Origin of the sequence: Nicoliella spurrieriana (assembly GCF_023380205.1) — a bacterium.
Lineage (GTDB): Bacteria > Bacillota > Bacilli > Lactobacillales > Lactobacillaceae > Nicoliella > Nicoliella spurrieriana.
The window spans coordinates 1,224,680-1,250,549 of sequence record NZ_CP093361.1 but is presented as its reverse complement, the minus strand read 5'-3'; the positions used below and the strand labels follow the sequence as shown (position 1 = coordinate 1,250,549).

Here is a 25,870-nt window from a genome sequence, read left to right as displayed (position 1 = left end):
CAGGCTGGTTATTAAACCCTAATTTAAATTGATTCCTATATCATTATTAGGTACTAACAGTGAGATAGAAGCTAAAATTTAATTAACAGAAACGCGTTCAGTGAACGACTTCAGTTTTTAAATTGATGATGGGAGCATCTAACGCAAAATTATTCAAGAAAACCAAAAAGGAGAAATAAAGTATTTCTCCTTAGTGGCCATTCAATTAGTTGGATCTAACTTTACGAGTACCCAGGTAATAGACACCACTTAGTAGTGCCAACAGGACTGCGCCCCCGATAGCAACGTAGACCCAAATTGGCATCCCCGCATGTGCTGGGGCACTCTTACTCGTTGCCTGTGATATTTTTGCATTGATTTCAAATGGCTTAGTAAAATGCCAATGGGCCTTGCCAGAACTAATGGCCAGTTTCAATAGATATTGACCGGGATTTAACTTTTGATCAATCGTAATCGGATATGCCATCCTGGTTAAGGGAGCCATTGCCATATTTCCCTGCTGCTGTTTAAATACGATCCGATTGGTATTTTTATCGATAATTTTAGCATTGATGTTCATCTGGCCAAATAAAGTCGGTGTTAAATTATCAATTTTTGCAATCACCGTTGGATCTGCATAGTGGATCTTAGCATTAACACGATTTAAATTCAGCTTAGTATTAACCTGTTGATTTCGTTCCCTTAAAACGATTGGTATTGCATATGAAATGACGTTTTTAAAGCTAACCCCGTTTTTGGAATGAATTCCATGTTTCGATTTAGCCTGTGTAATGTAAAAGCCACCTGCAATCACCCCATTAAAACTTTTTCGGGGAACTGTAATTGTGTAATTCTCAATGACCTTAGATTTAGCAGCTAGCGTGATTAGCTTTTTACCATTCACTAACTTAGCAAAATTAACATTTCCTAAATAGCGATCGTTAAGATTACTAAAGTTATACTGAACAACACCATTATCACCAGTGGTCGCGGTATTAAAATTCACGTTCAACCGTTGGACCTGTGCACTATTATTCGCAAACACTAGTTTTACGTTTAATTTTTGATTAGGACTAACGTGTTTTTGAATGGATGAAGTATTTTTTTGATCATCCACTTCGACGGAATAACTATATTGTGAATTAACATTGTCAGCAGACACCGTTGCTTTAGTAACGTGCCAATAGCACAACATCAATGCACTAGTTATTAGTAGCCAGCGAACTCGTTTCAAATTTAACTTTACCATCCCTAAACCTAGTTACTACTGCTAGTAGCAGCACTGGTACTAGTACTGCCATTAATCGTCCAATTGATGGAAGCAGAGTATGAAGTCGCTACTACGCTCGTGTTTTGGTTTAGATTCATCACTGGATCTAAATTAGTAATGGTATGCCCTTCATTCGACCCTTGAACCACTTGAATTGTTGAAGGATCACCAATTTTAGCGGTTGCACCGGAATTAACGCTGGCACTATTATTTGCAGAAGTGGGTGCAAAATTGATACTCCCATTAAGTGAATCCTTATTGCTACTGTCAGTAAGTGAGTTCACTGAAACAGTCACGTTCCAACCAATTGCCCCTAGTCCACGATTATCATCAGTTGCTAATTGCGCAGCAGTTGCCTTTGCCGATGTATTACTATTTGCAATATCAGAAACGGCAACACTACTAAATGTAATATTAGAAGCTGATGCAGCAAGGCTTCCTGGGGTAACTGCAACATTCGCAGATTGTTGAGTAGCTGCTGAATCCGCATGGGCGAACAATCCAGTAGTTCCAGCTGTTGCTAATATTCCTAACGTTGACGAGATTAAGAGGGTCTTCTTTGTTTTTTTGAGCATGGCTATTACTTCCTTTTAAGCGATGTATAACAGCGGCTTTTTATGCATTTAACGTATAATCACCATTTAACATAATGAGACGGCTGTTACCAATTACAATTATAGCACGCTCGTAAATAATTAGATATATAAAAAGCAGACTCAATAATACTGATATAATAGCTTTTGTATACCACATAAAATTTTAAACACCGTTACGGGTTACATTTTAAAATTATGTTCCTTAACGGGTTCCTACACTTAATTTTATTCATAAAAATGAATAAAATTACATTATATAAAAATAAAAAACACCGGTCGATTGCCGGTGTTGAATAGATATTAATTATTTTTCATTCCAATGACGTTTCTTAAAGGCTTCCCGACCACCTGCTTCTTCCATTACGTAACGGAGTGGATCCTTCTTATAAAAGTCCTGATGATAATCTTCAGCAGGATAAAATGGTTGAGCATCTTCAATTTGGGTCACGATGGGTTGATCGAACATCCCACTATTTTGCAAATCTTCTTTGGATTGTTCAGCAACTGCTCTTTGTTCAGGGCTATTAACAAAAATAACCGGGCGGTAACTATCACCACGATCTTGGAATTGCCCTGAAGCGTCAGTTGGATCAGTTTGATGCCAATAAATTTCAACTAATTGTTTGTATGAAATTTTATCTGGATCAAAAGTAATTTTAACGGCCTCAGTATGCCCAGTGGTATGGCTACATACTTGTTCATAAGTTGGATTAGGAACATGCCCACCAGTATATCCAGATACCACCTTTTCAATTCCAGGAATCGTATCAAATGGTTTTACCATGCACCAAAAACAACCACCAGCAAAAATTGCAGTTTCCATTTATTATCACTCTTTTCATTTAAAATTAACGTTGTCAAATGATTACTTAAAGAACTTAAGATAGTCCCCGTACCCTGCTTCTTGTAGTTTGTCAACGGGGATGAACTTTAAAGCTGCGGAATTAATACAATATCTTAATCCCCCACGGTCCTTTGGTCCATCTGGGAAAACATGTCCTAAGTGTGAATTAGCATCCTTACTACGGACCTCATTTCTGACCATCCCATATGAAGTATCTAAGTTAGAATTGATGTTTTTGTCATCAACTGGTTTAGTAAAAGCAGGCCAGCCACAACCAGAATCATACTTATCCTTAGAGGTGAATAGTGGTTGTCCACTAACCACATCTACGTATAAACCGTCCTCAAAGAAATCATCGTACTTTCCAGTGAACGGAGCCTCAGTTCCAGCATTTTGGGTAACATCGTATTGTTCTTTCGTTAACTTGCTCTTATCGTAATCGCTCATTATAATCCCTCCAAATATTATTAGGTCTTACACTACATATTAATAGTTTAAATAAATCGGGAATAATTGCAACTGATATGCTTATGATCACTAAATAAAAAACAACCAGTTCGAACTAATCATCATAGTTAACTGGTCGCTTATTAATTTAATGGTTAATGCAAGCTTATTCCATGGCTTCAGTTAGTGGTGGGACCACTTGTTTCTTTCGGGATACCACTCCTGGAAGGTTCATTACGTCGTTAGCATCTAATTTACCATTAAATGCTTTTTCTGCAGCAGCCTTAGGTTCACCAGTGACAATCAATGCAGAGTTACTATCCAAGACGTTCGTTACTAACACTAGGTATAGGTCAAAGCCATTTGCTTGGCTTGCCTTTTCCATTGCAGCTTTAATTTCATCAGTCCGCTTTAGGATGTCTTGTAAGTCCACTACGTTGATTTGGTCGATTCGAACGCTCTTGCCACCCATGGTGAATGACTTGGCATCTTCATCCACCAATTCGTCAGCTGAACGACCGTCAACATTAGTCCCGGCTTTTAACATCTTAATTCCATATTCCTTGTAATCAACATTAGCAATTTTAGCTAGTGCTGCTACGGCTTGACGATCAGTTTCAGTAGTCGTTGGTGATTGTAATAATAACGTATCTGAAATAATTGCTGAAAGCATTAATCCAGCTACCTTAGCTGGAACTTCCACATTATTTTCCTTGAAGAGCTTATAAATAATGGTACTAGTACACCCAAGGGGTTCTTCACGCATGTAAAGTGGCTTTTCAGTTTCGAAATTACCGACCTTGTGGTGATCGACTACGTGGGTTACGGTAACATCTTTAATGTCACTAACACTCTGTTGAAATTCATTGTGATCAACTAGCATTACGGAATCAACTTCTGGTTTAGCAGCTGAAATTACCCGGGGTGCTGGTTCGTCAAAGTAATCTAACACAAATTTAGTTTCGTCGTTTAATTCACCTAGTGCAACGGCTTCAACATCGTAACCTAACTTAGTTTGTAGATATGCGTATGCCTTAGCAGCATCAATTGCATCGGTATCTGGATTTTGGTGTCCGAAAATTAATTCTTTGCTCATTATTGATTGCTCCAATTCTATTATTATATTAATCTGACACTTCTATTATATTTTAGAAGCATTGATAAATCAATTTAAAGGTTTTTGAATCGAAACTGGTTGCCCCTCCGTTTTAACATCAACTACAAATGAGCCATTTGAATATCGCTCGCTCATAGGATGGTCAACTGGAACTACGTCATGAACACGTCTCCGATCGGTAAAAATATGCAAAGCCGTATTCATTGTATCGGGCTGGATCGAAACGAACCCGGTAATTTCATGTGGTTGTGCCTTGAGGGCCTTTAGGATAATCACGCCACGCCGTCCTCTACCAGCTAGGGGAATCTCAGCGACTGGAAGGTTCTTATATGCTCCCCGCTGAGTGATTATGGCCATCACTGAATCCTCACTAGCTAATTGACAACCGACAACTTGATCATCATCGCGGAGATCCATTGCACGGACTCCGGTACTCTTAGCGCCACTAAAGGAGACTTCTGAGAGCGCATACCGGGTCGCCATCCCTTCGCGACTGGCCACCACCAATTGATGGTGCTTAACATTAGCATCAATGTATTCAACCGTTACCACGTTAGCATCGGGATGCTTTAACTTTTCATAAACACTAGCGTGACTCTTATAAGTCCGGCCCGGTAATAGCTTGGCAAATTCAGTCAATTTTACATACCCATCACTCGTAGCAATCAAAAAACTGCCGGATTCATTTAGATGTTTGAAGGCAACCGTCTTGATGATTTTCTCGTCATTGGCCAATCCAATCGTTTGAGAAATGTGTTCGCCAGTATCCTTCCAACGGGTGTCGGTGATCTCAAAGACCGGCCGATAGATCAAATGCCCCTTGTTGGTGAACATCATTAAGTGGTCACGAGTATTTAATTGTTGCATAAAAATGGGATGGTCATCTGACTTCAAGCCGTTCTCATTGACCTCTGAAGCGCGATAAGAACGGATGCTACTCCGCTTGAGGTAACCATCGTCACTAACTAAGACAATTACATCCTCATCTGGAACTGTGACCTTCGTACTGATCTTAAGGTTCTCAATTTCAGCTTCAATTTGGCTCAATCGCTTAGAAGCATACGCCTTCTTAATAGACCGTAGTTCATTTCTTAAGACCAGGTCTAATTGCTTCGGGTCCGCTAAAATAGCCCTGAACCGTTCGATTCGTTTAGCTAATTCTGCTGCTTCTTGATTTAACTGGGTGACATCAGTATTGGTTAACCGGTACAGTTGTAAGTTAACGATTGATTCAGCTTGATTATTAGTAAAATCAAATTGTTCAATCAAATTATGCCTAGCGGATGATTTATCCTTACTCCCCCGGATCACCTTGATAACTTGATCTAAGATTGATAATGCCTTGATTAGTCCCTCTACAATTTCTTGCCGGGCTAATGCCTTGTTTAAATCAAATTGAGTCCGCTTCTTAACCACTGATCGTTGGAATTTAAGGTATGAGTCTAACGCCCGTTTTAACGAGAGCCGTTCTGGTCGCATGTTATCGATCGCGACCATGTTGAAATTATATGATACTTGAAGATCCGTATTCTTAAAAAGGTAGTTTAAAATTCCCTTTGAATCCACATCCCGCTTCAATTCAATTGCGATCGATAACCCATTACGGTCACTTTCATCCCGGACTTCAGCGATCCCGTCAATCTTCTTAGCAATTCTGATTTCATCAATTTGCTTAACTAACTGTAGTTTATTCACTTCATATGGAATCTCAGTGACGCGAATCAATTGCTTGTTCCCGCGCAATGCTTCGATGGCCGTTTTAGAACGTACTGCAATCCGCCCCTTACCGGTTTGGTAAGCCTTTTTAATTTCATCGATTCCCTGAATAATGCCACCAGTCGGAAAGTCGGGCCCCTTGACGTATTTCATTAATTCATCCAGGGATGCATCGGGATTCTTTTGTAAGGCAATGACCGCATCGATGACCTCCCCTAAATTATGCGGTGGGATATCAGTTGCATATCCGGCTGAAATTCCAGTCGCCCCGTTGACCAATAGGTTTGGGAATCGGGATGGCAAAACCACCGGTTCATATTCGGTATCATCAAAATTCAAGACCCAATCAACAGTATCTTTATCGATGTCGCGTAACATTTCACCGGCAATCTTGCTAAGTCTAGCTTCGGTATACCGCATTGCTGCTGGTGGATCACCATCCATTGACCCGTTGTTCCCGTGCATTTCAATTAAGGGTTCTCGTAATTTCCAGTCCTGGCTCATTCGCACCAATGCTTCGTAAATGGAGCTATCACCATGGGGATGGAAATTACCCATTACATTTCCAACTGACTTAGCAGCCTTCCGGAACCCCTTGTTGTAAGTATTACCATCCTTATTCATTGCGTAAAGAATTCTACGTTGAACTGGTTTTAAGCCATCACGAACGTCAGGTAACGCTCTTTCTTGAATAATCGATTTGGAGTAACGACTAAATCGTTCACTCATGATATCTTCAAGCGTTAGCCGTTCAATTGTTTGTCCATTTTTCAATTAATTGGGCCTCCCTTGATTAACTATTTAGCGGTATTATCTAAAATACTGCCGTCTTCTTCTAGGTTGAACTGAACATTATGCTCGATCCAATCACGTCTAGGAGCGACCTTATCACCCATTAAAGTAGTGACCCGCCGGTCTGCTAATTTAGCATCATCGATATGGACTTGAATCAACGTTCGTGACTCAGGATCCATGGTCGTTTCCCAGAGTTGGTCTGCATTCATTTCACCTAATCCCTTGAAGCGTTGTAGGGTGTATGGCTTCTTAAATGCCTTTACTTCCTGTTCCATTTCACTATTAGTCCAGGCATATGCAATTCGCTCTTTTTTACCAACCTTCTTTTGCACCTTATACAGTGGTGGTAATGCAATATAGACGCGCCCCGCTTCAATCATTGGTCGCATGTACTTGTAAAAGAAGGTCAGCAATAGGATTTGAATGTGGGCACCATCATCATCAGCATCGGTCATGATGATGATTTTATCATAGTTAGCATCTTTAATATTAAAATCAGAACCGACCCCAGCACCAACGGTATAGATCATGGTACTAATTTCTTCGTTCTTCATAATATCAGGTAGCTTTGCCCGTTCAGTGTTTAAGACCTTCCCCCGTAATGGAAGGATGGCTTGATGCTTACGATCACGTCCCTGCTTAGCAGATCCACCGGCTGAATCCCCTTCCACTAAGAACAATTCATTCTTAGCGGCATCCTTAGATTGAGCAGGGGTTAACTTACCTGATAACAGCCGTTCCTTTTTACGCTTTTTATTACCACCGCGACTTTCATCCCGCGCTTTCCGAGCAGCGTCACGCGCCTGTTGAGCTCGAATTGCCTTTTGAACTAATTGCTGAGCAAAGTCGCCGTTTTCCATTAAAAAGTAAATTAACTTATCACTAATGATGCTATCAACGATGGAACGCGCCTCAGGAGTCCCTAGCTTTCCCTTTGTTTGCCCCTCGAACTGTAATAGTTCTTCAGGGATCTTTAAGGCAATAATTGCTGATAGCCCTTCTCTAACATCGTTTCCATCCAGCTTTTTATCCTTCCCCTTTAATAGTCCTACCTTTTTAGCATATTCATTAAAGGCCTTAGTCCAAGCGCTCCGGAACCCTGATTCGTGGGTCCCACCATCCTTGGTCCTAACATTATTGACGAATGAAAGGGTATTTTCAGTATATCCGTCATTGTATTGAGCGGCTACTTCAACTTCAATCCCCTCCTTAGATCCATCAAAATACATGACCGGACCCAAGGTATGCTTGCCTTCGTTTAGGTATTCCACAAATTCCTGAATTCCCCGTTCAAAATGAAATTCATCATGCTTGGCTGGAGTCGTTCGTTCATCGGTCAACGTGATCTTGATTCCCTTTAGCAAGAAAGCTGATTCACGTAACCGTTCCTTTAAAATGTCGTAATTAAAAACGGTGGTCGTAAAAATAGCTGGATCTGGTTTGAAAGTCACCGTTGTCCCGCTATGCTCACTAGTTTTACCCAAATCATTCAAAGTACCGATGGGCTTACCACCGTTTTCAAATTTTTCTTGATACTTCCGACCATCCCTAACGATCGTAACCGTTAAGTTAGTGGAAAGCGCATTAACAACGCTTGATCCAACCCCATGTAATCCACCAGAGGTTTTATAACCACCGTTTTCAGAAAATTTTCCCCCTGCGTGGAGGACCGTCAAGATTACTTCAGGAGTGGGTTTGCCAGAAACATGGGTTCCAACGGGCATTCCCCGGCCATGATCAACGACGGTTAAACTATTATCCTTATGAATCGTAACATTAATTTCATCACCATATCCTGCTAATGCCTCATCAACGGCATTATCAACGATCTCGTAGACCAAGTGATGTAGCCCACTACCGTTAGTGGATCCAATGTACATCCCCGGCCGCTTACGAACGGCTTCTAATCCTTCCAAAACTTGAATGGAAGAATCATCATATTCTTGTTTTGATTTTGCCATTATGAGAAAACTCCTTTACATTATGCAATCTATATAATAATAACTTATTTGTGTAACTTTGCAAATTATGCGAACAAGCGTTTGAATTTTCCGCTAACCTTCTATGGTATAATATGATTAAGATAAATTATTATAACACTCGAAAAGATGAACATTTGATAAATTATCGTTATTTTAACCAAATCATTATTGGAGGCATCATTTTGAAAATTGCAGCATTGTTAATCATAGCATACTTACTGGGGTCGATTCCGAGTGGAATTTTGATTGGTGAAAAATTCTTTAACGTCGATATTCGTAAACATGGTTCTGGCAACATTGGGACCACCAACACATTCAGAGTTTTAGGCCCCATCGCCGGAACGGTCGTTTTATTCATGGACATCGCTAAGGGGGCGTTATCAGCAGCACTCCCACTTATTTTTCAAGTTAATTTTGGGTCCATTCATCTGACTGAATTAATTTTTGGACTCTGTGCGGTGGCTGGACATACCTTTTCCATTTTTGACAGATTCAAGGGCGGTAAAGCAGTTGCCACTAGCGCGGGGATGCTATTAACCTATAATCCAATTCTCTTTATATTAGCAACGGCCGTTTTGCTTCTGGTCCTTTACTTGAGCAGTATGGTTAGTCTAGCTAGTCTTTGTACCTTTATATTTGTTTCGATTGTTTCACTACTCATTAAGGATTACTTGCTAGCCACTATCGCTATTATCTTAACGCTATTTGTATTTTACCGCCATCGTAAAAACATTCAACGAATTAGAGCTGGTGATGAGCGTCTAGTCCACTTTGGCATTAATTATAATCGTAATCATCACTAAATAATTAAAGACGCTTACCAATTTGGTAAGCGTCTTTTTATTAATGGACCGTAATATCGAATTGAGTATTAAACCGCGCACCTGCAGCTAAATCCTTAATCCCCTTTTTATGGATTAAGAGGCCATCTGTATCAACATCATCGGCAATGCCCCACCACGGCTCAATACAAACAAATTGAGCATCTTGTGGGTATTGAGACCAAAGTCCCATGTACTCAGCATCCTTTGTCTGCAATGAAACGCCATGGTCATCGCTATTATGAGCATTGGTTAATTTAATCTCCACGGGGTTACTATTGAGATTTAAGATAACCGCATCGTTTTTAAAAAGAGTTCGGCTAATCCCTAATGGTGACTTCAAATCAATTTCGTTTCCACTTTTTGCATTACTCAATGAGTTTTGCAGTGGGACTTGATCAAAAATTTCATTGGGGATCACGTTCAATTGATAGTCACTAAATGTACCGGTGGTTAATGGGACGTTGAATGCGGGATGTGCACCAACTGAAAAGTACATCGTTTTATCATCTGAATTTACAACGGTTAGGTTAACCTTAAGGGTCTTTTGCTCCAACGTGTACTTCACAAATAATTGAAAATCAAACGGGTACATTGCCTTAGTATCTGAATCAGAATTCAATACCATCGTAATCGAATCATTAGTTTGTTCACTTAATTTAAATTCCATATCACGGGCAAAACCATGTTGACCCATTGAATATTGCTTACCTTCATATTCATATTTATCGTTTTTTAAACGCCCCACGATTGGAAATAAGATTGGTGCATGTCTACACCAAAAATTAGGCTCAGCTTGCCATAAGTACTCAATTCCGTTAGCACCCTTGACACTATTAAGCTCGGCCCCCTTTGAATTGACTTTAATTGTTAAATCGTCATTTAATAAAGTAAATTCCATGCTATCATCCTCATCTATTCTAGTTATTTAAGTTAATTCTAGCAAAAAAATTAGATTAGAGCACTAAATTAACCGATTATAGAATGAATTGTGATAGATTTTGATCCTTTGCTAAGTGTCCGACCTTATCTTCAACGTAATGTTCAGTAATCGTAATGTCTCCCATTTCCATATCGGGACCTTCAAATAGTAAATCTTCTAATAGTTTTTCTAGAATTGTATGAAGCCTTCTAGCTCCGATGTTTTGAACATCACGATTTACATTATACGCAATTTCAGCAATTTTTTGAATTGATTCGATGGTAAAAGTGACCTTAATATTATCAGTACCAATCAATGCTACGTACTGTTTAATCAAAGCATTGTTCGGTTTTGTTAAAATATTGACGAAGTCTTCCTTGCTAAGAGAATCTAATTCAACTCTGATTGGAAAGCGGCCCTGAAGCTCAGCAATTAAATCGCTAGGCTTGCTTTCGGCAAATGCTCCAGATGCAATAAATAGGATATGGCTAGTATCCACTAGTCCATACTTAGTATTGATGTTAGCTCCTTCAACGATTGGTAAAATGTCTCGTTGAACTCCTTCTCTTGAGACCTCACCCTTATTTTGTGACTTTCCACCAACAATTTTATCAATTTCATCGATAAAAATGATTCCAGTATTTTGGGTCCGGTTAATGGCTTCCCGGTATAGATCGGCATCATTAACCAGTTTCTCTGATTCTTCACGAATTAAAATTTCACGAGCCTCAGCCACCTTTAAGTGGGCCTTGATTTTCTTCTTTGGCAGCATGTTTCCCAAGGTATCGTTTAAATCAATACCCATTTGTCCCAACATGTTATTTTGTTGTGATACTGATTGCTTAGGATCATCCATTTCAATTTCAACCATCTTATCTTCGAGTTGGCCTAATTCTAATTCTTTTAAGACTTGCGCACGTTTATCCTTAACTGCTTGGCTAACTGGTTGGTGTTTGGGTTGATCTTGTTCCGTCGGCATTTTCCCCTTTTGAATCTGGTTCAACATATCCATCATGCTCTTCATATCAGCATTTTGATTTGCTTGTTGATTATCATCTGGAACCATTAATTCGGCAATGCGTTCATTTGCTTGTTTTGCTGCTTGACTAGCGACCCGTTCGAAGCGTTCTTCTCGCACTTCTTTAACAGCATTTTCAACTAAGTCCCGAACCATTGATTCAACATCACCACCAACATACCCAACTTCAGTAAATTTAGTTGCTTCCACTTTTACAAATGGTGCGTTAACAATTTTAGCAAGCCGTCTTGCAATTTCGGTCTTACCAACTCCAGTTGGTCCAATCATTAAAATGTTTTTAGGGGTAATATCTTCTTGCATCGACTTAGAAAGATGCATTCTTCGATAGCGGTTCCTTAATGCAACGGCTACTGCTTTTTTAGCATCATCTTGGCCAATGATGTAGTTATCTAATTCTTTAACAATTTGTTTTGGTGTTTTATCAATTGCTTCCATTAAAAATTCTCCTAATTTAAATTATAATTCTTCTGAAATAACGTTCTGGTTAGTAAAAATATCAATACTTCCGGCAATGTGAATGGAGGCTTCAGCAATTTCTTTTGCACTCATTGCTGGTGCATGATGCTTCATTCCAAGTGCGGCAGCTAATGCAAAATTACCCCCAGAACCAATTGCTAAAATATCATCATCAGGTTCAATTACCTCTCCTGATCCTGAAACTAGTAATAAATCCTTGTGATCGGCAACGATTAATAGTGCTTCTAGTTTTTGTAATGCTTGATCGCCACGCCATTGTTGGGCGAGTTTAACTGCCGCTTGTTTTAAGTTTCCACTATATTCCTTTAGCTTGCCCTCAAATTTAGATTCCAAGTTAAATGCATCAGCCACGCTACCGGCAAATCAAACGGCCACTTTACCATCATAAATTTTACGAACTTTATGAGCAGTGCCCTTCATGATCACCTTTTCGCCCATTGTGACCTGTCCGTCACCTGCCATTGCAATATGCCCATTATGCCGAACTGCACAAATCGTAGTTGCTTCAAATTTCACTGTCATTCTTAATCTGCTCCTTTATTCCTTTGATCGTGGGAAAAATTGATTATAATTTTTTAATAGATTTTCCTTAGTTACGTGGGTATAGATTTGAGTAGTGGATAAACTGCTGTGCCCTAATAACTCCTGAACACTCCTTAGATCCGCCCCGTTATTTAACATGTCAGTTGCAAACGTATGCCTGAACATATGTGGATAAATATTACCATTTATGGAACTATTTTTTAAGATTGCATCTAGAATATACTCAATTCCCCTAGTAGTAATGGGGTTAGCATGATGATTAATAAACAGATACCCATGGTCTTGATGGTAATCATTCATTAAGGTTTGCCGCGTTGTTCTAATGTAGACTCTTAGGGCTTGCAAAGTTTCCTGACTGAAGGGTACAAAACGTTGCTTATTCCCCTTTCCCCAAATATCCATAATACGGTTATTAAAGTCAATGTGACTAATGGTTAATGCTGCGCATTCACTTACCCGCAACCCAGTACTAAATAACAATTCTAGTATAGCAATATTTCTTGGAATTAATGCCTCATTTGTTCCATTATGAGCTGATTTAAACAATTCTTTAATCTCGTTAGGATATAAGAACTTGGGTAATCGATTTTGTTTCTTTTTCAAGTGCACATATTCAAATGGTTGGTTTTTAGTAATATCACTCTTGATTAGATAGTTATAAAAAGACCGGATTGATGAGACCTTTCTTAAAATGGTATTACGTTGATCGCCCTTGTTATGCATATAGTTCAAATAGTTTTCTACGTCAATTTCGTTGACTGTTAGTAACGATTTATTTTGTTTCCCGATGGCAATTTTGTTAAATTCTTTTAAATCATTTTCATATGCGCGAATGGTTTCACTGGAGTATTGTTTTTCAATTTGAATATAATGAATGAATTTTTTGATTATTTCTTCTTTTTTCATTTTTTCACCTTAGTTAAAGTAAAATTAAACTTTTTACTTGAATTCAAAAATAAAAGAGACTATCTAATTCGATAATCTCCTATTTTTGAACTGGTTCTTCATAGTCACCATTTGGGCAAACCACCTGAACGCCACCCTTAATTTTCTTTTCAACTAAGAAGTGCCCATCCCGTGGACAATCACGCCCAACCGGCTTATCCCAAGTTACAAAATCACATTCTGGGTATCTTGAACAACCATAAAAAATGCGGTTCTTTTTGGATTTTCTTTCAATTACCTGTCCCTGCTTACACTTAGGACAAGTGACACCAATTTCCTTTACAATTGCCTGGGTATTGCGACAATCAGGAAAGCGTGAACAAGCATAGAACTTCCCATAACGTCCCATCTTAATGACCATTGGCGCACCACAGATTTCACAATTAAAGCCAGCGGGTTCATCCTTGATTTGAACGTTCTCCATTGTCTTTTCAGCATGGTGAACCTCTTTTGAGAATGGTTGATAGAACTGATCGACCACGTTGACCCAATTTTGCTTAGCGTCTTCAATTTCATCTAATTTAGATTCTAAATCAGCAGTAAAGTCAATATTAATGATATCTGGGAAATATTCCTCGATAATGTCGTTAACGATTTCACCCAATTCAGTGGGTTCAAAGCGGCGGCCGACAAATTTAACGTAGTAACGCTTTTGAATCGTCCCAAGGGTCGGAGCGTAGGTTGATGGCCTGCCGACACCATTTTCTTCTAGGGCCTTAATCAAAGCAGCTTCACTATAACGAGCTGGTGGCTGGGTAAAGTGTTGATCAGGATTAGTCTTTACTAGTTTAGCAGCATCACCCTCAACTAAATCCGGCAAATCGTTATCTTTTTCGCGGGTCCCATAAACCTTCAAAAATCCAGGGAACTTGAGCTTAGAGCCATTGGCCCGGAAATTAACGTTATTTTGCTCTAAATCAACCGTCATGGTATCCATAACCGCAGGTGTCATCTGACTAGCCACAAATCTAGACCAAATCAACTGATATAGTCTAAATTGATCACGATTTAAGTACTCCTTCACGCTATCCGGTGTTCTCATCACGGATGTCGGCCGAATCGCCTCATGGGCATCCTGAGCACCTTCGGGCAATTTCCCCTTGAGCGGTTTATTAGCTGCATATTCAGGCCCCAGATTCTCATGAAGATAAGTCGCTGCTTCATGCTTTGCAATTGCAGAGATTCTTGTGGAATCCGTCCGCATATAGGTAATTAATCCCTGACTACCTTCTTTTCCTAGGTGGATTCCTTCGTATAATTGTTGGGCAGCCATCATCGTTTTACCAGTCCTAAATTTCAACTGGCGGTTAGCGACCTGTTGCATCGTGCTAGTCGTGAATGGTTGCTGGGGCTGTCTTCTCCGTTCCCGCTTCTTTACACTGGTAATCTTAAAATCAGCTTGCTTATCTAAACGGCCTAAAACTGACTGAACATCATCATTATTGTGTAGCTCCGCTTTTTTACCATTTAATCCATAGAAACTGGCGTTAAACTTTGCCCGTCCCTTTTTAAACTCACTATCAATCGTCCAATATTCTTCTGGAACAAACTTTCTAATTGCGCGTTCACGGTCGATAATCAACCATAAAGCAATTGATTGAACCCGCCCAGCACTAAGACCCTTTTTAACCTTTTTCCAAAGTAATGGTGAGATTGAATAACCAACTAATCGATCCAAGACTCGACGAGCTTGTTGGGCATCCACTAAATTCATATCAATTGTTCGTGGATTTTTAAAGGCATCCTTAACGGCATCCTTTGTAATTTCATGAAAGGCAACTCGATTATTATCATGAATATCCAACCCCAATAGATGGGAAAGATGCCAAGCAATCGATTCCCCTTCTCGATCCGGATCGGATGCTAAGTAGATCGCCTTCGCTTTTTTAGCCTCAGCACGGAGCATCTTAATTGTATCGCCCTTTCCACGAATGGAAATATAGTGAGGCTCAAAGTGGTTTTCAATATCGACCCCCATCTTACTCTTAGGAAGGTCTCGAATATGACCCTTACTAGCGATCACACGATAAGTACGTCCTAAATATTTTTCAATTGTCTTTGCTTTCGCTGGTGATTCAACGATTACTAGTTTTTTCTTAACGGTTCTTTTACGTTTCGATGTGGAAGTTTTTGTCTTTGTGGTCATTAAATAATCCCTCAATCAAATTATTTATTTTTTATTCACTAAATCTCTCACATAATATTGCAGTTCCGTGATTGTGTCAAATTAAAAATCTTCCAAAATATCTTCGACCGTTAAAACCGGCTTGGCCCCCTCGGCAATTAATTCATTACAACCAACTGACAAGCAATGCCCGATGGGACCGGGGATTGCCATTACATTACGATTGTTATTTAGTGCTAAATTAGCGGTAATTAAACTCCCTGATTTTTGGGCGGCTTCGATAATAATAATATTTTTTATTAAACCGGCAATGACCCGATTTCGTTCTAAAAAGTGATGTTTACGAACGCTTACTCCCAGCGGGTACTCCGTTAATAATAAATGATCGTGTGCAATTAGTGATTGTAATCTGACATTGTTCCTAGGATAACAGTAATCTAACCCGGTCCCAATTACTGCAATCGTGCTCCCACCATTTTGAATCGTTAACCGATGACATAGTCCGTCAACACCGGTTGCTAATCCAGAGACGGTCACAATCTGATTTTTAACTAGCTCTGGAACTAACGCCCGCATTGTTTGGATCGCATAGCCTGAATTTTTCCGACTCCCCACCATCCCCAATAGCTTTTGGTGTGCCAGCCTAATATTTCCCTGATAAAAAAGGACCATTGGCGGTAACCCGGCTTCCAAGAGATTCGGAGGATAGTCTTCATCAAAAATGGTGGTATAGTTACACATTCGTTCATTCAATGCAATATCAGATTCCAATTGGTCACTTAAAAAACTAGCCCTGAACTGAGCTTGGCAACTGCGCTTAATTTGAGCAATCTCAATTAGAGCTTGCTCATCTAAATCTAAATCTTGCTTACCAGATACTACCTTTAAATTCTGTTTCAGCCATTGGTAGACCCGATATTCACCCCGAAAATTAATTCCTCGACAGATTCGTAACTTTAATAATAATTGTCTTGCTTGCATTTATATCAATCCCTTCGCTTTAGGAAAGATACGCAAAATCATTATTTTTTAACGAAATTTTTGACCGGTGCAAAACTAATTCGATGAATGGACGTAGCACCAAATTGCTGCAAAGCAGCTAAATGCTTCTTCGTCCCATACCCTGCATTATGAATAAAATCATATTCAGGATACTTACGGGCATATTCATCCATTAAATGGTCCCGATAGACCTTTGCGATAATACTAGCAGCTGAAACGGATACACTTTTAGCATCCCCCTTGATCAGCCGAACTTGTTTAATGGGAACATCGATCTGCATGGCATCAACGATAATGCGCTGTGGGATTGGATCGAGTTGATCGACTGCCGCCTTCATTGCAAGTCGGGTGGCCTCATAGATATTGACCTGGTCAATAACATGATTATCCATGATTCCAATGCCAACGCTCAGTGCTGATTGTCTAATCAATGGTGCTAGTTCAGCCCGCTTTTTAGGGCTAAGCTGTTTAGAATCATTTACTTCAAGTAGGTCAAAATCACGTGGAATCATTACCGCTCCAGCAACGACTGGGCCTGCTAACGGACCACGCCCCACCTCATCAACACCGGCAATGTAATTAATGCCCTGGTGCCAAAATGTTCGTTCGTATTGAAAACGTTTGAAAAATGCATCCCGTAGCTTGGCAGTAACTTGTAGTTGATGAATCCGCTGCTTTAGGGCTAATTGCACTCCCTTGCGCTTATCATTAGCAAGGGCTTGTAGCATGTTATCACTAAGTGAATCAACTTTTGCTAATTGGCTTTTAATCTGATTGATGGTTAAATTATTCATTAGGGTCAACTAAATCCATTGAATCTAGGGTAAAGCGCCCTAACTTACCCTTTCGGACATCTTGAATCAACCTGACCGATGCCCGTTCATAATCATCTCGCATCCCAATTTGTTTAGTGATTTTAAGCAGCAAATCCACAGTACTTAATTCAAGATCAGCATCTGTTAGTCGATACCGGGTCATCAATTCCGTTTGCCGATGCTTGCTAAAAAATGCCAAAGCAAATAGGGCAATGTCATCACTAGCATATAGATTATCCTTAATTGCACCAGTCAATGCCAATTTATTAGCAATTGCTTGATTTTGAAACTTAGGCCACAAAATCCCGGGGGTGTCTAATAATTCCAAATCCTTACTGGAGCGTAACCATTGCTGGCCCTTCGTTACCCCTGGGCGATTTCCTACCTGAGCCGCCCGCTTTTGCACTAGTCGATTCAACAGTGTTGATTTACCGACGTTCGGAACTCCTACACATATGGCCTTGATGGGGCGTTGTTTCATCCCTCGCTTTAGCTCGGCTGCTAATTTAGGCCGTAAAATGGATTGGGCAGTCTGAGTCACTAGCTTATTCGCCCCGTTTTGCTTAGAATCAACGGCAATGGCAGTATATCCATGGGTATCAAAATATTTAATCCATTGCTTAGTTAGGTGCGCATCAGCTAGATCAGCCTTGGTTAAAATCAATAGGTGGGGTTTATCGACCCCAATTCTTGCTACTTCTGGATTCATCGAACTAAATGGGGCCCTTGCGTCGACCAATTCAAAAATAATATCAACTAGGTGAACGTTTTCTTCGAACTGCCGAATTGCTTTGGCCATGTGTCCAGGGAACCATTGAATATTTACACCCATTTTCTCACCTCGTTTAATTAGTCTAATCCTTGTAATCTAAAAACCGACTCCATGCATCATCAAAAATGCTCATCGACGGTAAATATGAACCATTTTCCTCTAAATAACGTGAAATTACTTCAAAATCAGCGGTGTTTTTGGGGAAAGAATGGTCATAAAAAGCATTATTAGCAAATTCAGCAATTGGTTCATAACTTTTGGGGTTTCGTTCAGTCATTAGATATTGATAAAAACTTTGTCCCATTATAATCACCTTCGCATTATTTTAACTTACGGTAAGTTTCAAAAGTATACGGATATTGATTCTTTTCATCGGCATCAAATGAACTAGTTGCTAGCAATTCAAACTGTGAGTAATCAATTGGTGGCATTTGAGTATCACCATCAATTTCAGTATCAATTACGGTTCGATACAAACAATCAACATAGTCCATTAAAGCTTGAAATACCTTAGCACCACCGACAACGTAAACATCCTCATTGCGTTGTTTGTAATCTGCTAAGAATGCAGCGACATCATTAAAAACAACCACTCCCGCTGGAAATTTACTTGGCGCATGGTGGGTCAATACCATATTGGTCCGATTTGGTAGGGGACGACCAAATGATTCAAAGGTTGCCCGTCCGGCCAAAATTAAGTGCCCCGTCGTAGTCGTTTTAAAATGGTGCATATCAGCTGGCATTTTCCACGGTAGCCCACCGTGGTTGCCAATGATGCCATTTTGGCTCTGCGCCCATACAAATGCGATCATCATTATCCTCCTATCTTAAACCGCTACCGGAGCTTTAATTGCCGGGTAACTATCGTAGCCAACCACCTTAATATCATCCATTTGATAGTCAAAAATACTATTTTTTGCGGGATTTAACCATAATGTTGGCGCGGCTTTAGGCGTCCGGTTCAGTTGTTGTTTGACCTGTTCCACGTGATTTAAATAAATGTGGGCATCCCCTAGTGTATGAATGAACTCACCGGGTTGTAGTCCGGTCTCCTTAGCAATCAAACACGTTAATAATGCATAACTAGCAATGTTAAATGGCACCCCTAAGAAAATATCACCACTTCGTTGGTACAATTGACAACTTAGTTTACCGTCATTAACGTAAAATTGAAACATTGTATGACACGGTGGTAACGCCATTGATGGCACATCCTCTGGATTCCAAGCAGATACGATCATTCTTCTAGAGTCCGGGTGGGTCTTAATCGTTTCAATTACATTTTGAATTTGATCAATGGTCTCACCACTCCGGGTCTTCCACTGACGCCACTGACTACCATAAACATCACCTAAGTCTCCATATCGCTCAGCAAATTGATCATCGGTTAAGATGCGTTGACAAAATTGCTTTTTTTGCTCTTGGTATTGTTGGTTAAAGTCTGCATCCACTGAGTGCCGCCGTCCAAAATCAGTCATGTCAGGGCCATGGTAATCGCTTGATTTAACATAATTTGCAAATGCCCATTCATCCCAGATGTGATTGTGGTGTTGCAATAAAAACTTAATGTTCGTATCGCCATGTAAGAACCATAATAATTCACTTTTGATTAACCCGAAGGGAACCTTTTTAGTTGTCAACAGCGGGAATCCGGCACTAAGATCAAAGCGCATTTGATACCCAAAAGTACTGATCGTTCCCGTCCCAGTCCGATCGGTTTTGCGGTGCCCATGTGATAAGACGTAGCGTTCTAAATTTAAATATGCATCTTCTAACATCATAACTCTCCTATTCGTCGGCATACTGGCTGAGGTATTCCCAACGGTTCATTTTTGCATCTGATTCAGATTGAACTTGATTCAATTGCTTTTGTAACTTAGCTAATTTTTCAAAATCAGCACTGTTTTCAGCCATATCCCGTTCAATTTGTTCACGTTGCTGGTCTAACTTTTCGATTTCGGATTCGATCTGGTCGTACTCTATTCTTTCAGCATAGGTTAATTTCACCTTCTGCTTCGTCTGTGGTTGATCAGAATTGGCATCCGTAGTTTGTTTAACCGACTGATTGTCACTATCGCTAGTTTTTTGAGCTGGTTTTCCATGCGCATTTCTTTGGGCTAAGTAATCCGTAAACTTCCCAACGTGTTCTTCGATCTTGCCGTTTCCATCGAAGAACAATAAGCGGCTTGCGGTCTTATCCAAAAAGTAACGATCATGAGATACCGTAATCACAGTCCCATTAAAGCGTTCGATGTAATCTTCCAACACTGTTAACGTGCTAATGTCTAAATCATTAGTTGGTTCATCTAATAGTAAAACGTTTGGTTGTTGCATTAATAGTTTTAATAAATACAACCGTCGCTTTTCCCCACCGGATAGCTTCCGAATCAGCGTGCCATGCATAAAGCGAGGGAATAAGAACTGCTCCAGTAATTCAGTAATGCTTAAATCGTTCCCCTGATTATCAGTAACATGTTGACCAACATCACTTAAATAGTTAATGACCCGTTTGTCACCTGGAATGGGTTCCATTTGCTGGGTGTAATAGGCTAATCGAACGGTCTCACCAATTGTAACGGTCCCGGAATCTAGCGGTAATTTACCAGCAATCACGTTTAATAATGATGATTTACCAGCTCCGTTTTCACCACTGATTCCAATTCGTTCGTTTCCTTGGACTAACATATTAAAATCATTCAAAATAACCCTGTCACCAAGCTTTAAATCAGCATGTTCAATGTTAATTACTTTCTTCCCGAGTCGTTTTTGCCCTAATGAAATATCAACATCTTGATCCAACTGGAGGTGATTGATATTGGACTTAATATCGTTAAACCGGTTGACCCGTGCTTGTTGTTTAGTCGATCGCGCCTTAGCACCCTTTCGCATCCAAGCTAATTCCTGTTTGTAGAGCCGTTGTTGCTTATGCTCAGCAGATACTGCCCGATCCACTCGGTCCGCTTTTTCTTGAACGTAGTCTTGATAATTACCTTCATAGACATATAGTTTGCCAAACGATAGTTCCCAGATGTTATTAACAACCCGGTCCAAAAAGTACCGATCGTGGGTGACCAATAGCAAGGAGCCCTTGTACTTTGCTAAGTATTCCTGTAACCATTCGATCGAATCAAAGTCCAGGTGGTTAGTTGGTTCATCCAATAATAAAAGATCAGGAGATTGAATTAAAACCTGTGCCAGTGCGACCCGCCGCTTTTGGCCCCCGGATAGATTTCCCACTTTTTGTTGCATGTCAGTGATTTTTAACTGGGTCAAAATGGTTTTAACATCGCTTTCGGCATTCCAGGCATCTTCTTCATTCATTTTGGCTTCAGCATCCATGTATTGTTTTTGAATTTTGGGATCCTCAGGATTAAATGAATAACGATCCAATACTTCCTCATAGTGCCGAATCGTTTTAAATACCGCTTGGCTCCCACTAAAGACGGCATCCAAAATCGTTAAATCTTCATTTAACTCTGGATGTTGTCTTAAATAGCCAATGGTATATGATTTAGATGTAATGATCTCCCCACTGGAATCAGTATCAATGCCGGATAAAACATTTAATAAAGAAGTTTTACCACTTCCATTCGTTCCAATTAAACCAATGCGATCCTTTTCATTAATAATGAAGTCTAGTGACTTAAAAAGGGTCTTTTCACCATAGGTCTTGGTTAAGTTTTCGGCTCTCAATGTTTGCATTAAATCTCACCCTTTCGTTCGTGACTTAAAATTACCCGTGCGTGTTCCAATAAAGTTGGTTGATCGTTATTTAATTCACCGTTAATTACCACCGATTGCAGTTGTTTTAAAATGCGCCCTAATTCCGGACCAGGCTTTAATACCCCCGCTTTGATCAAATCGCCACCGTTAATTGCTAATTCATGGACATTCTTAATTGGGAGTTGATCGTAGCGCTGCATCACCTTAGTCTCGTCAACTGAAATGTTAAGAGCCCTAGCAACCCCCATTGTATCACCTAGCAGGGACTGCCCCGTATTGAACAACGTCATTGAATTTAATCCATGAGCTACCAATTCCCTAAGGGCAGTCACTATTTTTTGCGTAGCTTCAATGGTTTGATTAGCTGCTTTCCAACGCTTTAAGAGTTCACTAATTTGTTTGTGGTTCAAACCAAATGAAAAACTAATCAATCCCCACACCTGAAATTCATTCTTCAATCTAAATTCGGGCAGTGCAATGATCTTCTTTATTCCTGGCAAGTAGTTCTTAAATTCTGGAACATAGTCAATCATTTTAGTGTTACACATATCCTGAAGTCCTAGGCGCGGCTTAGAACCCATCATCATCTTAACGAATTCAGTATAAATTCGTTCAACAGCAATTTTAGCCAGAAGATGACTATGGGTCGTAATGGCACTCATCGTGTCAGGATCGATAGAAAAGTCCAGTTTACTAGCAAAACGAACGGCCCGCATCATCCGCAGGGCATCTTCATTAAAGCGAACGTTAGCATCGCCAACCGCCCTAATTAACCGCCGTTTTAAATCGGTTAAGCCGTTGAACAAATCGATCACTTCACCATCTTCCCTCATTGCTAGGGCGTTGATCGTAAAATCACGGCGTTTTAAATCCTCATCAAGTGATCTAATGAACGTCACCTGATCCGGTCTCCGGTAGTCTTGGTAACCGGATTCAGTTCGAAAAGTGGTTACTTCATAACCATTTCCATGATCTAATACCATTACCGTACCGTGTTCGATTCCGGTATCGACCGTTCGTTTAAATAGTTCCTTAATTTCAGCTGGATAGGCACTAGCAGCAATATCCACATCGTGAATTGGAAGGCCCAGAATTGTATCACGAACACTTCCACCGACAAAATAAGCCTCAAAGCCGGCTGACTCAATCGTCTGCAAAACTGGCCTAGCCATTTCAAATTCATTAGGTAAGTTTTGAATCTTCATTTTCTCCGCTCCATTCTAAATTACTATTACTAATGTTACCAAAATTTTAGGAATTTTAGTAATCAAAGCGGTAAAATCTTGTTTAAATTTTGTTTTGTGTTATTATTTAAGTTAATGTAAAAATGTACAAAAAGGAGGCATCTTGATATGTCCGTTAATAACTACCCATACCAAAAAAATTTTGAGCTTTATTTACATCAAGTCCCACTAGCACAAATTACCATTGATGAATATTCAGCAACATTGATTGATTTGTTTGAATACCTCTCTAATTTTAACCGTGGTTACCAAAGGGACCATCGGGTCAGTGAGTTGTTCGATCGTGATGTTCAACAGTACATGAACATGCTAGTTAGTGAACGGAATATCACTAATACGACTTATAATAAGGTTCTATCACACCTCAACATTTATTTTAAATACCTATTTACTCAAGATTTGACCCAAAAACTCCCCACTTTAACCTTAAAGGGGAAGGAACGGAAAACGCCTGCGTCGGTTTCCGTGAAATGGCTCAATGAACTCCCAGTCATTATTGCAGATGATCGGATTCACATTTATACGCGTCTAGTGATGCTGTTAATTAGTAAGGGCTATAATTTAAAGGAATTTTTGCAACCCGGCTTTTACCATGAATTCGAACAAATTCAATGGTCACCATCAGAACAGGAATTCATTAATAAATTTAAAGCCTTTATCGGACCGATTCAGATCCGTCAATCTAGCTCGGATATTTTTTTAAAGCAACGCTTCGCAGGTGACCCTCACATCACAATCCAGGGGATTCATAAATATTTAAAACCGGATGAACAAAAAATTGGGATGCAATTAAAGCCATCCCAATTATTTCAAAGTTATATTGTTGATTACATTCTAAAACATCCCCGACTATCAGATACAGAACTATCGGAGCATTTACGTTTAGATATGGTCTCAATTTTATATTACCGAAAATTAATTCATAATCTGGAGCATTAGCGGTATTCATTTAATATTTGCATCATTTCACCATCCGTAGGTTCCAGTTCCACGTATCGATTTAGTAATTGTAACATCTCACTTACGTTCCCAATTGACCGGAAGAACAGGGCAGCTTCCCTTAAAAAGTCTGGATTATCCCCAAATGATTTAGCTGCCGTCTGGTAGTTAGTGGCTGCTAGCTTCAAATTATCCATTTCAGAATAAGAAGTTGCTAAATTCCATGCTAATTGGGGATCGATTGCATGCGTTTCCAGGTACTGTTTCAAAAATGAAACGTTATTTTCGAACTGGCCTTCTTGAACTAATAGATTTGATAGTTTAAGTGTTAAGGTCAAATCATCCGGTGCAATTCGATGTCCCGAACGATAATAATGTTCTGCCTGTTCTTTTTCACCGATTTTAAGGGCTAAATCGCCGGCTTTGGTCCAAAGTGATTCATTATACTCATCCACTCCTAATCCTTCCTGAAAGACGCGTAATGCGTCTTTTTCTTTATGGATTTTTACTAGTGCTTCCCCTAGGTATGGATATAGCGTCGGATAATCATGATCGCTATCACGAAGATCCTCAAACACTTCAATCGCCTTTTGATATTCCCCTAGTTGTAAGTAGGTAAAGGCCGTTTCAAATTTAACGTCAGAAGTCATATCAATTAGTTTGATCTGCTTCAGGTAACCAATCGCGTGCCCAAAACGGCCAGCATTAGCATACGCTACCCCAATTCTTTCAACTAGGTTAACGGCAGATAAAGTGGTAATGCCCTTTTTAATTAAATGTAAGTAAAGTGGAATTGCCCTATCAAACTCACGGGTCGAAAAGTATAATTCGGCTAATGCAAAAGTGATTACATCTTCATCTGGAGCTGCTTTTTGCGCAGCCAATAGTTTTTGCTTGCTAACTTCAAATAATCCTTGCGTTTGGTATAGATCAGCGGCAATCATCAATGATTGAACATAACTATCAGAATCGGGCTTAATTTCGCTTAAATAATTTAACGCAAGGTCATTTTGATCCTCACTAATTGCAATTTCAGCTAAGTTCGCCCGTAATGAATCTTCATCTGGATACTTAGTCAATAATTGACGGTAAATTTGCTTAGCTTGGCTTAAAAAGCCAAGTGAGTATAATTCCTCTGCCAATGAAAATAACATGTCATCAGCGTCGTTTTTTAAGGCTAATTTAAATTGCTCATCAAACTGGGTCAACTTACCTGCTGATAGTAGTTCGAGGGCTTTTTGTGAGTAACTATCCATTTAAATTCTCCAATCTCAATGTAAATAAAAAACCAGCTCGACATCGTCGCGCTGGTTCGTTTTAAAACATACAATTATTTAACTGCATCCTTTAAAGCTTTACCTGGTTTGAAAGCTGGTACCTTGCTTGCAGGAATTTGAATTTCTGCACCAGTTTGTGGGTTACGGCCCTTACGAGCGGCACGTTCACGAACTTCAAAGTTACCAAAACCAATCAATTGAACTTTTTCACCATCTGATAAATGGTCTTCAATTGAACTGAATACTGCATCTACAGCTGCAGTAGCATCTTTTTTAGTTAAACCAGTCTTTTCTGCGACATCGCCAACTAATTCTGCCTTGTTTGCCATTGAGATTCACCTCCTAAAAAATTAGGAACTTTTGGTCAGTATCAAAGTTACTGAACTTAATCATTATACCATGAAAATGACCTAAAGTTCTAGACACACCAAGGGGCGCCTTTTACTTTATCCAAAATAGCACAAACCCCGGGCAAGTGCA

General features: G+C 39.7%; 23 protein-coding genes and 1 pseudogene. 2 read left to right on the top strand and 22 right to left on the bottom strand.

Going from position 1 to position 25,870, the window contains the following annotated elements; genetic code table 11:
- Positions 1-205: 205 nt before the first annotated feature.
- The 7 genes from MOO44_RS06785 to parE all read right to left on the bottom strand — a co-directional run bounded on the left by MOO44_RS06785 (position 206) and on the right by parE (position 8,725).
- Positions 206-1,228, bottom strand: coding sequence for a DUF3324 domain-containing protein (locus MOO44_RS06785; protein ID WP_260116388.1), 1,023 nt, complete (start codon positions 1,226-1,228; stop codon positions 206-208).
- An 8-nt stretch (positions 1,229-1,236) separates the two neighbouring features.
- A complete protein-coding gene (locus tag MOO44_RS06780) occupies positions 1,237-1,824 on the bottom strand; it encodes a WxL domain-containing protein (RefSeq protein ID WP_260116387.1) in 588 nt (195 codons plus the stop codon).
- Positions 1,825-2,149: 325 nt separating this feature from the next.
- A complete protein-coding gene (msrA, locus tag MOO44_RS06775) occupies positions 2,150-2,668 on the bottom strand; it encodes a peptide-methionine (S)-S-oxide reductase MsrA (protein WP_260116386.1) in 519 nt (172 codons plus the stop codon).
- A 42-nt stretch (positions 2,669-2,710) separates the two neighbouring features.
- Positions 2,711-3,136: a peptide-methionine (R)-S-oxide reductase MsrB gene (msrB, locus tag MOO44_RS06770; RefSeq protein WP_260116385.1), complete on the bottom strand. Its 426-nt coding sequence runs from the start codon at positions 3,134-3,136 to the stop codon at positions 2,711-2,713.
- Positions 3,137-3,302: 166 nt separating this feature from the next.
- A complete protein-coding gene (locus MOO44_RS06765) occupies positions 3,303-4,232 on the bottom strand; it encodes a manganese-dependent inorganic pyrophosphatase (protein WP_260116384.1) in 930 nt (309 codons plus the stop codon).
- 69 nt (positions 4,233-4,301) lie between these two features.
- A complete protein-coding gene (gene parC, locus MOO44_RS06760) occupies positions 4,302-6,743 on the bottom strand; it encodes a DNA topoisomerase IV subunit A (protein WP_260116383.1) in 2,442 nt (813 codons plus the stop codon).
- A 23-nt stretch (positions 6,744-6,766) separates the two neighbouring features.
- The gene (gene parE, locus MOO44_RS06755; RefSeq protein WP_260116382.1) at positions 6,767-8,725 is read right to left on the bottom strand and encodes a DNA topoisomerase IV subunit B; all 1,959 of its coding nucleotides are present in this window, start codon (positions 8,723-8,725) and stop codon (positions 6,767-6,769) included.
- 203 nt (positions 8,726-8,928) lie between these two features.
- Between parE and plsY the strand changes: the two genes are divergently transcribed.
- Positions 8,929-9,549 carry a glycerol-3-phosphate 1-O-acyltransferase PlsY gene (gene plsY / locus MOO44_RS06750; protein WP_423802907.1) on the top strand — a complete coding sequence of 207 codons (621 nt, stop codon included), beginning with the start codon at positions 8,929-8,931 and terminating at the stop codon, positions 9,547-9,549.
- Between the two features lie 40 nt (positions 9,550-9,589).
- On the opposite strand, the gene MOO44_RS06745 is transcribed toward plsY, so the two are convergent.
- The 13 genes and pseudogenes from MOO44_RS06745 to MOO44_RS06685 form a co-directional block, all read right to left on the bottom strand.
- A complete protein-coding gene (locus MOO44_RS06745; RefSeq protein WP_260116381.1) occupies positions 9,590-10,468 on the bottom strand; it encodes an aldose 1-epimerase family protein in 879 nt (292 codons plus the stop codon).
- A gap of 76 nt (positions 10,469-10,544) precedes the next feature.
- Positions 10,545-11,963 carry an ATP-dependent protease ATPase subunit HslU gene (gene hslU / locus MOO44_RS06740; protein WP_260116380.1) on the bottom strand — a complete coding sequence of 473 codons (1,419 nt, stop codon included), beginning with the start codon at positions 11,961-11,963 and terminating at the stop codon, positions 10,545-10,547.
- Positions 11,964-11,984: 21 nt separating this feature from the next.
- Positions 11,985-12,527: pseudogene (hslV, locus tag MOO44_RS06735) on the bottom strand (HslVU peptidase proteolytic subunit).
- A 15-nt stretch (positions 12,528-12,542) separates the two neighbouring features.
- Positions 12,543-13,454, bottom strand: a complete 912-nt coding sequence (xerA, locus tag MOO44_RS06730; RefSeq protein WP_260116379.1) for a site-specific tyrosine recombinase/integron integrase — start codon at positions 13,452-13,454, stop codon at positions 12,543-12,545.
- Positions 13,455-13,533: 79 nt separating this feature from the next.
- Complete coding sequence (gene topA / locus MOO44_RS06725) at positions 13,534-15,639, bottom strand: type I DNA topoisomerase (protein WP_260116378.1); 2,106 nt, start codon at positions 15,637-15,639, stop codon at positions 13,534-13,536.
- Positions 15,640-15,720: 81 nt separating this feature from the next.
- Positions 15,721-16,599: a DNA-processing protein DprA gene (gene dprA, locus MOO44_RS06720; protein ID WP_260116377.1), complete on the bottom strand. Its 879-nt coding sequence runs from the start codon at positions 16,597-16,599 to the stop codon at positions 15,721-15,723.
- Positions 16,600-16,640: 41 nt separating this feature from the next.
- Positions 16,641-17,414, bottom strand: a complete 774-nt coding sequence (locus tag MOO44_RS06715; protein WP_260116376.1) for a ribonuclease HII — start codon at positions 17,412-17,414, stop codon at positions 16,641-16,643.
- Positions 17,407-18,267 carry a ribosome biogenesis GTPase YlqF gene (ylqF, locus tag MOO44_RS06710; RefSeq protein ID WP_260116375.1) on the bottom strand — a complete coding sequence of 287 codons (861 nt, stop codon included), beginning with the start codon at positions 18,265-18,267 and terminating at the stop codon, positions 17,407-17,409. Before ylqF ends, MOO44_RS06715 begins: the two co-directional genes overlap by 8 nt.
- Positions 18,268-18,289: 22 nt before the next feature.
- Positions 18,290-18,511: a YozE family protein gene (locus tag MOO44_RS06705; RefSeq protein WP_423802906.1), complete on the bottom strand. Its 222-nt coding sequence runs from the start codon at positions 18,509-18,511 to the stop codon at positions 18,290-18,292.
- Positions 18,512-18,527: 16 nt separating this feature from the next.
- Entirely contained in the window at positions 18,528-19,019 is a 492-nt protein-coding gene (locus tag MOO44_RS06700; protein ID WP_260116374.1) for a dihydrofolate reductase, read from the bottom strand.
- A gap of 15 nt (positions 19,020-19,034) precedes the next feature.
- A complete protein-coding gene (locus MOO44_RS06695) occupies positions 19,035-19,985 on the bottom strand; it encodes a thymidylate synthase (RefSeq protein ID WP_260116373.1) in 951 nt (316 codons plus the stop codon).
- 10 nt (positions 19,986-19,995) lie between these two features.
- Complete coding sequence (locus tag MOO44_RS06690; protein ID WP_260116372.1) at positions 19,996-21,909, bottom strand: ABC-F family ATP-binding cassette domain-containing protein; 1,914 nt, start codon at positions 21,907-21,909, stop codon at positions 19,996-19,998.
- Positions 21,909-23,135: a CCA tRNA nucleotidyltransferase gene (locus tag MOO44_RS06685; protein WP_260116371.1), complete on the bottom strand. Its 1,227-nt coding sequence runs from the start codon at positions 23,133-23,135 to the stop codon at positions 21,909-21,911. The genes MOO44_RS06690 and MOO44_RS06685 overlap by 1 nt, the downstream gene beginning before the upstream one ends.
- 147 nt (positions 23,136-23,282) lie before the next feature.
- On the opposite strand from MOO44_RS06685, the gene MOO44_RS06680 reads away from it, so the two are divergent.
- Complete coding sequence (locus MOO44_RS06680; RefSeq protein WP_260116370.1) at positions 23,283-24,113, top strand: phage integrase N-terminal SAM-like domain-containing protein; 831 nt, start codon at positions 23,283-23,285, stop codon at positions 24,111-24,113.
- Here MOO44_RS06680 and MOO44_RS06675 read toward each other — a convergent pair.
- Positions 24,110-25,369, bottom strand: coding sequence for a tetratricopeptide repeat protein (locus tag MOO44_RS06675; RefSeq protein WP_260116369.1), 1,260 nt, complete (start codon positions 25,367-25,369; stop codon positions 24,110-24,112). The two genes, MOO44_RS06680 and MOO44_RS06675, sit on opposite strands and share 4 nt — an antisense overlap.
- A 74-nt stretch (positions 25,370-25,443) precedes the next feature.
- A complete protein-coding gene (locus MOO44_RS06670) occupies positions 25,444-25,719 on the bottom strand; it encodes an HU family DNA-binding protein (RefSeq protein WP_260116368.1) in 276 nt (91 codons plus the stop codon).
- Positions 25,720-25,870 lie beyond the last annotated feature (151 nt).

Bases quoted from the DNA above. Each gene is read 5' to 3' on its own strand.
- MOO44_RS06705 (WP_423802906.1), bottom strand. From the start codon at position 18,511: ATGGGACAAAGTTTTTATCAATATCTAATGACTGAACGAAACCCCAAA.
- MOO44_RS06715 (WP_260116376.1), bottom strand. From the start codon at position 17,414: ATGAATAATTTAACCATCAATCAGATTAAAAGCCAATTAGCAAAAGTT.
- MOO44_RS06670 (WP_260116368.1), bottom strand. From the start codon at position 25,719: ATGGCAAACAAGGCAGAATTAGTTGGCGATGTCGCAGAAAAGACTGGT.
- MOO44_RS06675 (WP_260116369.1), bottom strand. From the start codon at position 25,369: ATGGATAGTTACTCACAAAAAGCCCTCGAACTACTATCAGCAGGTAAG.
- xerA (WP_260116379.1), bottom strand. From the start codon at position 13,454: ATGAAAAAAGAAGAAATAATCAAAAAATTCATTCATTATATTCAAATT.
- msrB (WP_260116385.1), bottom strand. From the start codon at position 3,136: ATGAGCGATTACGATAAGAGCAAGTTAACGAAAGAACAATACGATGTT.
- ylqF (WP_260116375.1), bottom strand. From the start codon at position 18,267: ATGGGTGTAAATATTCAATGGTTCCCTGGACACATGGCCAAAGCAATT.
- MOO44_RS06685 (WP_260116371.1), bottom strand. From the start codon at position 23,135: ATGAAGATTCAAAACTTACCTAATGAATTTGAAATGGCTAGGCCAGTT.
- topA (WP_260116378.1), bottom strand. From the start codon at position 15,639: ATGACCACAAAGACAAAAACTTCCACATCGAAACGTAAAAGAACCGTT.
- MOO44_RS06680 (WP_260116370.1), top strand. From the start codon at position 23,283: ATGTCCGTTAATAACTACCCATACCAAAAAAATTTTGAGCTTTATTTA.
- dprA (WP_260116377.1), bottom strand. From the start codon at position 16,599: ATGCAAGCAAGACAATTATTATTAAAGTTACGAATCTGTCGAGGAATT.
- MOO44_RS06785 (WP_260116388.1), bottom strand. From the start codon at position 1,228: ATGGTAAAGTTAAATTTGAAACGAGTTCGCTGGCTACTAATAACTAGT.
- MOO44_RS06695 (WP_260116373.1), bottom strand. From the start codon at position 19,985: ATGTTAGAAGATGCATATTTAAATTTAGAACGCTACGTCTTATCACAT.
- MOO44_RS06765 (WP_260116384.1), bottom strand. From the start codon at position 4,232: ATGAGCAAAGAATTAATTTTCGGACACCAAAATCCAGATACCGATGCA.
- MOO44_RS06700 (WP_260116374.1), bottom strand. From the start codon at position 19,019: ATGATCGCATTTGTATGGGCGCAGAGCCAAAATGGCATCATTGGCAAC.
- hslU (WP_260116380.1), bottom strand. From the start codon at position 11,963: ATGGAAGCAATTGATAAAACACCAAAACAAATTGTTAAAGAATTAGAT.
- MOO44_RS06690 (WP_260116372.1), bottom strand. From the start codon at position 21,909: ATGCAAACATTGAGAGCCGAAAACTTAACCAAGACCTATGGTGAAAAG.
- parE (WP_260116382.1), bottom strand. From the start codon at position 8,725: ATGGCAAAATCAAAACAAGAATATGATGATTCTTCCATTCAAGTTTTG.
- MOO44_RS06780 (WP_260116387.1), bottom strand. From the start codon at position 1,824: ATGCTCAAAAAAACAAAGAAGACCCTCTTAATCTCGTCAACGTTAGGA.
- msrA (WP_260116386.1), bottom strand. From the start codon at position 2,668: ATGGAAACTGCAATTTTTGCTGGTGGTTGTTTTTGGTGCATGGTAAAA.
- MOO44_RS06745 (WP_260116381.1), bottom strand. From the start codon at position 10,468: ATGGAATTTACTTTATTAAATGACGATTTAACAATTAAAGTCAATTCA.